Genomic DNA, 6,511 nt, shown 5'->3' on the forward strand with positions numbered 1-6,511 from the left:
AATATATTTCGACTAATTTTGCTACATTCATAATTGGCTCCTTTGTTAATTTGGTGGAAAATTGATTTCTATATTTTATCCCCAAATTTAAAAATACAAAGGAGCTTTTTTATTCTATAATCTATTAAATTATTTTAATACTCATTATCAAATTAAAAATTTAAACTAATCCCGAATTGACGTGTACAGTATCCATAAAGGTAATGATACGAATACCTCCAACCGTAACATAGAGGATAAGGATCAACACTGCCAAAAAAGTAATAATTTCTCGGTTAATTCCCTCTATACAGAAATTCATGGCAAAGGCCATTACATTGATTTGGATAGCAATCGCAACAATGCAGAAGCAAATATTGGCTATTGAGGTAATGAGGCCGTTGCAATAGAAAATTAAAGTCTTCTAAAAACAAGAAAACGGTTATAGAATTGTTGTTTTATGTCCTATAAAAGACAATATTTTACTGAAAAGGCATTCAAAAATGTCCAAAATATTCTTTGCGATTTTCTATTGCAACGGCCTCAAGACATCATTATTAAGACAGTTACGCTAACAAATATGATCCAGCTTTGCTGATTTATGGCTGCGGTTCCCTAATATTTCAGGTTCGACACCAACCGATATACCTATAGCCATTCCGATTATTATTGGTTAATCGCCAATATTCTGTCTACCCTAAATACTCTATATTCTTGTCGTTTTAAGCAAAAAGCCTCTACACCGATGTAAGGCTTGTTCAGGTATTCCATTTCTCCTACACGAATAGGCTGAATGCATCTTTGCGACTTTTCATCTTTTGTTTTTAAATAAGTAATATTGATAGTAGATTTATCCTCAATAGCTCTTTGTAAGATTGTAATCTTATCTTCTAAAGAACATAAAAGGTCGGGTTTTTGATACTGATAATTAGTTACAAATTTGACAACATTAAAATCCATCCAAACATGCTTTTTAGCAATTGGTTGCTTTAGTACTAAGCCTTCTAAACTGGTACATCTGCTCAGGGCAACATAGATTTGACCATGCGCAAATGTCCCTTTTCCTATATCTAATACTACTTTCTCAAAGGTTTTACCTTGACTTTTATGGATAGTAATAGCCCATGCCAGCATTACTGGATATTGGGTAAAAGCACCCGTAATAGTTGATTTTAATTGATTGTCTTCTAAATAAAATTTATATGATTCCCAAGTATAAGGCCCTATAGTAACTTTCTTACCTGTTTCAAGTAAAATGACTAATTTGGGAACAGCACTATCTCTATCAATAGCTATTATTTTCCCAATAGTACCGTTAATAAATTTGCCATTGGATTCATTATTGAGCATCATGATTTGCGCACCAAGTTTTAACTTTAGTTCCACAAGTGTAGGTAGTTGCTCTTTAGGAAAATCTCCTTCTATGGTCCCATCAAAGGTAAATTCTTTACTTTTTATACCTTTTAACCTTTGGGCGTTAATCGCTTGCGCACTTGCATTAGTAGTGGTTAAATAAATATAAAAATCATCTAAATCAGGCTCAAAAACAGCATCATATCTTTCATTAATTATTCCTATTTCACTGTCAGTTATAGAGTTATTACGAATATGGTTTAAGAGCTCGATAAATGTGGTATCCCTTTGCCGGTATATTTTATCCAGTTCTATAAACTCAAGATTTAATGATTTAAAACAATATGCACTAAAGAAATAGGGAGTAGGATAGTGTGATTGAAATATTTGCTTTTCCTTACTGGGTACTACAGGTGGCAATTGATATAAGTCACCGATACATATTACTTGCACGCCTCCAAATGGCTTATTTTCATTTTTACCATTCAGGCGAAGAAATTTATCGATACAATCGAGTAAATCAGCCCTAACCATTGAAATCTCATCAATGATGATCGCATCTAGCTTTTTATAAATATTCTCTTTGTTCTTATTTTCTTTAATAGTTTTGATTGCTTCAAGGGTTACACCAGGCTTTAATCCAAAAAATGAATGAAGCGTTTGACCTTTGATATTTACTGCAGCAGTACCTGTAGGGGCAAGGACGGCTATTTTCTTTTGAATATTTTCTCTAAAATGCTTTAATAAGGTTGATTTCCCTGTACCTGCTTTACCAGTAATAAAAACATTCTTTTCGCCTGACTCCATAAGGTCAAGTGCTTTAATAAACTGCTCATTGAGTTCTATATTGGTCTGAGTCATTCAGTTAATTACTTAATAACGTCGTGGGAGATTAGAGGTAAAAGTTGAGCTTTAAATTTGAAGATCAAATTTTTCACCAAATTAATACAGTAAACAACTTCAAATTAGCGAAATTGGCGGAATCATATAATGATTTCATATTTTTAGCATAGCCTTTAAAAAAATGACTGCTTAAGTTTTCACTCTTGGTTGAACAGGTGGAAAATTTAAGCAAATTTTGACAAAGAATATATTAGCTATCTTTATCTTTTCTTTTACTATTTTCTTTACCTTTACAAGCCTTTAGCGCTTGTTTAGCGGCTTTTTCTAATAACGATCCTATCTCTGGGCCCAAATATTCGTTTGCTAACCTAACATCTATGGCCAGCGTTTCTTTGACTATATGTGTTACTTCTTGTAGATGAGTATATCCTGCTGCGTGACGTAGGTCATAGAGTCGTTCGGCTAGTTTAATAAAGAGAACCGAAAGTTGTACGTGATCCTCTCTAATCGCCTCTTTCAATCGATTCTGCACATACAGCAAAGAAGGGTGATCTAAATCTTGGCGTTTATCTATACCTACTACATTTAACACAAAGGAATAGACACCTAAATTATAATGTTCTTTAATGTAAGAAATAGGTAAACAAGTATAGCGAACCAATTCATAAAGCAAAGAAGCATAAATCACTTTAGGAGAGTGAAAAACCCATTCTACTACTAATTCAGTAATCCCTACCGCACGCACATAAAACAATTGACCACAGGCATGCCTTTTGAATCCAAAATGTTGCCTTAACAGTAGAAGTAAACCTGAAATGATTTTTACATCAATAGGATCAGCTTTACAAAATGATTTGCAGATATGGTCATGGAACTTCATTAATGCCATCATAGAACTAGCTTCCTCTTTAGGAGTGATAAGCCCTTCTGAGGTTAAACAATCTAGAGGCAGTTCGACAGTCATATTGTTTAGAATATCCGTGACATCGCTAGGAAATACCAGCAACATAGTAGGGTGCTGACTGTCAATAGAAACTTCCAAATAGCCATAATGGGCACTCACTATAGTGGATATGGTGTCTTGCTCAAGATCTATGGATGGTAGTATTTTTTTCTTGCCTTGAGCGTCCGTAGTATCTATTGTATCATTGTAAACCTCCTTTACTTTAGGAAGTGCATCAGAATCAATAGTAGCCTGGCTAATGACTAAAGCAGTAGCTTGAAAATCTATAAAGGGAGCATGGCTGCTATCAATAGGATCAGCTCGCTTAAATTGTAAAGAAGTAGCATACAATTGTATTCTAACAATAGGTACATTTGGGCCCTCTAGCTTACCAATTCGTAAAATAGACTTAACCAATGAATAGACTACTTGATGGATATCGCATACCATGTCAGGGCATGGTTCTCCATTAGACAAGTTTATAGTTTCTATCAGCAGTCTAGGTGGAGCAGCTACTTCTTGGGATAAAGCAATCTCTACCTTACGTATTAGCTTGTCTAAAGTAATTTTATCAGGTTGTAGTAGTGCGTGATCCTTAGCTTTTTCTCTTCTGTTAAAGTAGATGATCCAGTCATAAAATTTATTAATAATACTTTGAATATCTTCCTTAAAAAGAGGAGTATGGTTGTCTAAAAAGGAGATGGATTCTTCAACTTTACGCACTACTTGGTTTAAAGTAAAACCATACCCTTTAGAGAGAGCAGCACCATTAGAAGGAAGTAGAGCTGCGTCATAGAGGGATGCTTTGAGTTGCTGGGATTCTCTAATCCCCTCTTGATCTTTCAGATAGAGCACTTGCTTAATACAATTACCTAGCTTGACTTTCAAGCAAATAATAATAGGTAAATAGCAACAGAATCAATATAAATATTGGAAATAAGGAGTATAATACTGGATAGAGTAACCCAGTAGAAATCGGATAAATGGCCACTAATAAAGTAACGGCTAAACCTGCTATACCTAGATAGAGTGGCAATACCCATAAGATTACGGCACAATGGGCCAAATATAATGACGCGGTAAAGATAGAGTTTACTGCATTCCACCAATTACAAAGTAAATTTAAAGGCAGATAAAGTGTTAATCCTATTAGCCAACATAGGCCAATACACCAAGCTGGAATGGATCTTATCTTTTTCGAGATATCATAAATAAATGGATAACCTAAATAACAAGTAGATACAAAGAGTTGAAGTATAAGCCAAGAACCATGATGCGTAATATGCTCTATAAAATAAGCTAACAAACTAGTGACAGTAGTATAGCATCCTATATATACAATCGTAGTATGGCTGGGTACCAGATTAGCCAATATAGCTTTTCTATTTGCCCAAGCATTTTTAATTGTTTCTCTTCGTTCCGCGCGCTTACGGGCATTTTCTTGTTGAATCTGTGTAAACATGCTATCTGGCTTAATCCAACCTGTATCTTTTGGCTGTTTTAGAAGATAATGGGCTGCCATCATGGCTAACCCATTGGCTAACATGCAAGGAAAAGCACCATCTATACCTATCTCTGAATCAATTGGTTCAACCCATTTGCTCCAAACTAAAATAGCTAGTGTGCCTGTGGCCATACCAATTAAGGCTGTACGAGAAGTGCCTCGGAAACCAAAAACCGATAATATAAAGGGAGCAGTTACTACGGGTATTGAAAAGTCAATAGCTAGAAACATTAATTTTAATAAATCCTTACACCAAAAAGCTACACACATAGCACACAGGCCAATTACTATAGTAGTCAGCCTAGCTACCCGTATTTGATAGATATAGGGAGTTTTTTTATCCCTCGGACACTTCCCACAATATCGTGACTAACCATAACAGCACAAGAATTTAAGTACGAGTCAGCTGTAGACATAGACATGGCCAGCAAACTAATGGAAAAAAATCCTTTAAAAGTAGAGGGGATATTGTGCATTATATAGGGCCAAATCTTTTCTTTTGGTAAATCAGGTGTTCCAACAAAAATGAACAAACCCACTAGGATAATACAACCTTCTATAAGAACACTAAAAATACTACCATATGAGAAAACTTTTTGGGCTTGAAGTGGGTCTAAAGCCATATACAATCTCTGGATAGTTGTAGGTTTTATATAGTACACTATGCCAGATAAAACTAGCGAAACTATAGCTGCTAGCTTAGTATCAAGATGCAATACAGTTCTAAACTGAAATTTTTCCTGCCTTTGTAAAAAAGAAATAACTTCTGATATGGGGATCTCTGTTTTTATAAAAATAAACCAAGCTAAAAGAGGAATAATCATGGAAAAGGTTAAAAACTGCAATACATCTGTAAAGGTAACCGAACGAATACCCCCAAAAGCAGAATAAGCAATAAGAATTAAGGTAGCCAGGATTGTAATTTCTCCGGAGTCAACTGGTCCTACACAAATAGTAATTGTTTTAGATATTACAACAATTTGGATGGAAAGACTAACAATAGATCGGCAAATATTGGATATAGCAGTAATAATCCTTGGATACGTACCATATACATATCCTATGGTCTCTGCCATAGAGAGGTGTTTCATAAATGGTCTCATACGTACTGCTAATCGACTAATAATCCAAATGCAAAAACTGCTATCGAAAATTAGAAATATTATCCAATAAAGGCCGATATCATGGATTTTTTCTACCTCACGGACCAACCCTCCTCCACCAAAATTAGTAGCCAACATTGTAGCTACTAACGTAGCTGTAGCAAACTGTTTATTCCCTACCGCATATTCTCGGAAGGTGGTTGTTTTTCTACTAAAATAAAATCCCACGGCTAATGTCAATAACAAAAATGCCACTACCATTAAAAGGGGTATATTAAGAGATATCATAATGAGATGAATCTATATTTTTTGGTTCTATGTTTTCTCTCGTTTGGTTTATACCTTCCTTATTTTCAAGGAAAATGTATACAGCTTGATAAAAGAATTCATCATGAGTCATATTTTCCCAATAACAATAATCTTGAATTTCCTCTATCATATTGGTTGGTAACACTGCTGGTATTTTTCGTGTCTCAATGCTTTTATCCGTATCAGTTGCATTACGTTGATCCTCTTGTTTTTTCATTTTGTATTAGGTTTTTATGAAATGGCATCTAATATTAGTTTGGAATCTATCCCTTACTTAAAACGAATATAAAAAATATTTATATATATACATACATATGTATATATGTATATATATGCTTAAGAAAGAAACTACTTATTTTATTTTTTTAAACTGATTATAAGACTATTATAAAATAGGAGGGGGTGGTGAATAAATGATTAAATAGTATTTTTATTAAAAAATTAGTCTAAAGCTAGTTGGATAAACTATAAGCCCTT

The 6,511-nt window shown here is 34.2% G+C and carries 6 protein-coding genes; 1 reads left to right on the plus strand and 5 read right to left on the minus strand.

The features are described from left to right. The first annotated feature begins 181 nt into the window (after positions 1–181). A complete protein-coding gene (locus MUW74_RS03475) occupies positions 182–367 on the plus strand; it encodes a hypothetical protein (RefSeq protein WP_243518945.1) in 186 nt (61 codons plus the stop codon). A 278-nt stretch (positions 368–645) separates the two neighbouring features. On the opposite strand, the gene MUW74_RS03480 is transcribed toward MUW74_RS03475, so the two are convergent. The 5 genes from MUW74_RS03480 to MUW74_RS03500 all read right to left on the minus strand — a co-directional run bounded on the left by MUW74_RS03480 (position 646) and on the right by MUW74_RS03500 (position 6,251). Further along, positions 646–2,193 carry an AAA family ATPase gene (locus tag MUW74_RS03480; protein WP_243518948.1) on the minus strand — a complete coding sequence of 516 codons (1,548 nt, stop codon included), beginning with the start codon at positions 2,191–2,193 and terminating at the stop codon, positions 646–648. Positions 2,194–2,425: 232 nt separating this feature from the next. Further along, on the minus strand, positions 2,426–4,006 hold the full coding sequence (locus tag MUW74_RS03485; protein WP_243518951.1) for an HD domain-containing protein: 1,581 nt from the start codon (positions 4,004–4,006) through the stop codon (positions 2,426–2,428). Next, positions 3,987–4,853 carry a hypothetical protein gene (locus tag MUW74_RS03490; protein ID WP_243553070.1) on the minus strand — a complete coding sequence of 289 codons (867 nt, stop codon included), beginning with the start codon at positions 4,851–4,853 and terminating at the stop codon, positions 3,987–3,989. The genes MUW74_RS03485 and MUW74_RS03490 overlap by 20 nt, the downstream gene beginning before the upstream one ends. 74 nt (positions 4,854–4,927) lie before the next feature. Then, complete coding sequence (locus tag MUW74_RS03495) at positions 4,928–6,013, minus strand: sodium:solute symporter (RefSeq protein ID WP_243553071.1); 1,086 nt, start codon at positions 6,011–6,013, stop codon at positions 4,928–4,930. Next, on the minus strand, positions 6,000–6,251 hold the full coding sequence (locus MUW74_RS03500; RefSeq protein ID WP_243518405.1) for a hypothetical protein: 252 nt from the start codon (positions 6,249–6,251) through the stop codon (positions 6,000–6,002). The genes MUW74_RS03495 and MUW74_RS03500 overlap by 14 nt, the downstream gene beginning before the upstream one ends. Positions 6,252–6,511: the final 260 nt, after the last annotated feature.

The organism is Candidatus Cardinium sp. cBcalN2 (assembly GCF_022810445.1).
GTDB lineage: Bacteria > Bacteroidota > Bacteroidia > Cytophagales > Amoebophilaceae > Cardinium.